Origin of the sequence: Candidatus Magnetobacterium casense (assembly GCF_019173545.1) — a bacterium.
Taxonomy (GTDB): domain Bacteria; phylum Nitrospirota; class Thermodesulfovibrionia; order Thermodesulfovibrionales; family Magnetobacteriaceae; genus Magnetobacterium; species Magnetobacterium cryptolimnobacter.
This window is the reverse complement of record NZ_JABXWD010000449.1, coordinates 1-2,536: the sequence shown is the minus strand read 5'-3', so window position 1 is coordinate 2,536 and position 2,536 is coordinate 1. Positions and strand designations below refer to the sequence as shown.

The window sequence follows — 2,536 nt, the reverse complement described above, 5'->3', positions numbered from 1 at the left end:
GTGTCCTTTCGGGAAGCATGCACAAGTAGAAAAAAAATGATTACACAGTGACAGAGGCAAGGAGAGAGGCTTTAGCGGTAGGGTTGGGAATCCCGCTTGTTTATATTACGGAGCAGAAGGTGAGCCGTGAGAGGCGGTGCAATCCCCAAAAGGTTAAGCCGCCTTGTGGCGGCTTAACGTAAGATTATCCGGCTGTAGAGAGAAGAGTTTGGTTCTCATTTTGGTTCTCATTCGCTTCGCTCCGGTTAAGAGAGGCGATAGTGTCTTGATAATTCCAAGGCATCCAAGTTTGAGGATTCTGAGAGAGGTGCTTGGAATACTTTTGCAGTGCAGTAAAATAGTCGAAAGGATTCACCTTGGCTAAGCGGCAGGTATAAATCAGGCTCATCAATAAGTCCCCAACCTGAGCACCATGCTTGGTCTTGTAAAAGAGCGCATTTTTTCGATGGAGAATAGCCAATTTAAGCGCCCTTTCTAAGATATTGTTATCAAGCGGCGCTCCTGGTACCTGGAGAAAAAGGGTAAGGGGACCCCAGTGGTTCAGCATATATTGAAAGGCCTTGCCAAGACTGGAGTTAGGCTCTACATTTTTCTCTTCAATTTGCTTTTTGAGCCACTCTTTCAGTTCCTCCATCAAAGGGCCACTGTGCTCCTGATGGAACTTAAGGCGCTCCTCGTCTGACATTTCCTTTTCTTTGGCCAGACTGTCATAGTGATATACTTTGGCTATAATCTCAATTACATATCGACACTCCTCCGGGAAATAGGAGATGAGTTCAACAAATTTACGGCGGCCATGGGACAGACAATTGGCCAAAAGAGTGATCAGGTCCTTCACTACATTCCGCGAGAGAGCATCACACATCTGGATGGGGGGAGGAAGCCCTGTCTGCCTTGCTTTCAGCAAATCCGCCATATTCTCTCCCGCATGCTTTATCCCGGTGAAAAAGAGCGCAATCTTATGGCCATCTTTTATGGACAGAATGCCTGTGGTAAACACCCCGGTGCGGGATGAGTCGTCCTTATCATCATCGGTTTGCCTCTCAGCAGGATTATTGATCAGGGAGAGGATCTTCATCACCGTGTCGTCATTATGAATAATGTCCCCTTGTGCTGCCTGATAAAAGAGCTCATCGTATACAGGTCTGGCCACATTCGCTACCGCCTCCACAATCTCCCACTGCGTTGAAGCCGGCAAAGGAATTCCTAAACTCTCTTGCAGTCCCTCCAGCCTATAGAAGGGAAAGCCGCTGCCATACTTTAATACAGAAATCATAGCCCCTGCGGTGGCATCGTATTTTTCATGGCCGACTTCTTGTGGGGCTTTGGCCGTGAATACCTTTCCGCACAGGTTGCATCGCAGTTTTTCTAACTCATACACTGTTGCCTGCAATGGGGCACTACCTACTACCCTGACCACAACGCCCGGGTCTTTCATGCAGTAAACTTTACCCATTTCACACTCAGGGCACAGATCACCGGATTTAAGGTCGCCATGAGAAACAAAGACTTTCTTTGCTCCCTGATAGAGACAAGCTCCATTTCGACCATGACCTTTTAGTTTTTTCTTTTGACCAGGGCAACCATCTTTTCCTTCAGAATCATGTGAGTCTGGATCAGGGCCGTCAGGATCCGGATTGGGGTTATCAGAGGCTGTATCGAGCGGATCTTCAGAGGGTAAACTCTCCTCCCCTTTTTTCTCTTGTTGGGAGAGCACCTTCTCTTTGCTCTCTGTACCTGCGCCAAAAATCATCTTCTTAAGCCGTGTAATCGATATATTCTTCTCTAGAAGAGCTTGACTTAAGAGCTTGACTGTGTTAATCATTCCTTTGATAATCTCCCAATCACTTTCATTAAGTGTTTGCTCATCAATCCGCTGTAAGAGTTTCTCTATCTGCTCTTTAGTAAGATCTATTTGCTTTGGTGCTTCTTGTTTAGTTCTTGACATAACTTATCCTGAAAATCTTTTATCGATGGATATCCATCCGCACCACTCACGGCTTGATTTAACAGCTTGATTGCCTGAATCATTCCTTTGATGATCTCCCAATCACCTTCATTAAGTTTTTGCTCATCAACTCGCTGTAAGAATTCCTTCATCTGCTCTTTGGTAAGACCTATTTGCTTTAATACGTTTTTTCTTTTCTTTGACATAATTTATCCTGAAAATCTTTTACTAATGGGTACCCATACACGGCTTTGATGGATCGATTCGGTTTATGGGTATTATCATTTTTCCCCCTGCCTGTGGTCTCACCCAAATAAATCCAGTTGGCAGCCCGATAGCAAATTCCGCGAAACCTTTCTTTATCAACAAAGGTCTCTAAAAAATAGATAGGATGCTGGTATACCTTCGGCCAATCTGTGGCCACAACCTTGACTATCCTGCCCAAAAGATGCGACCCAAGATGAGGCACGACAAGCCAGGGCAGGATAAGAAACCGGGTGTTGTAGGCAATCAAGGACAGGTTCTTCTGCCGGCCCAAAGCCGACCAGCCAATGAACTTATCACGACAGCCGATATGTCGCACTGCAG

At 45.8% G+C, this 2,536-nt stretch carries 3 protein-coding genes; all 3 read right to left on the bottom strand.

All coding sequences use genetic code 11. From position 1 onward, the window contains the following. Positions 1 to 184: 184 nt before the first annotated feature. Positions 185 to 1,948 (bottom strand): IS66 family transposase, encoded by a 1,764-nt coding sequence (gene tnpC / locus HWQ67_RS16175; protein ID WP_218253718.1) that lies wholly within the window; start codon positions 1,946 to 1,948, stop codon positions 185 to 187. Beyond that, positions 1,912 to 2,154: a hypothetical protein gene (locus HWQ67_RS16170; RefSeq protein WP_218253717.1), complete on the bottom strand. Its 243-nt coding sequence runs from the start codon at positions 2,152 to 2,154 to the stop codon at positions 1,912 to 1,914. Before HWQ67_RS16170 ends, tnpC begins: the two co-directional genes overlap by 37 nt. Next, positions 2,127 to 2,536, bottom strand: a 410-nt coding sequence (locus HWQ67_RS16165; RefSeq protein ID WP_218253716.1) for a Druantia anti-phage system protein DruA, incomplete at its 5' end; no start/stop codon positions are given. The genes HWQ67_RS16165 and HWQ67_RS16170, both read right to left, overlap by 28 nt.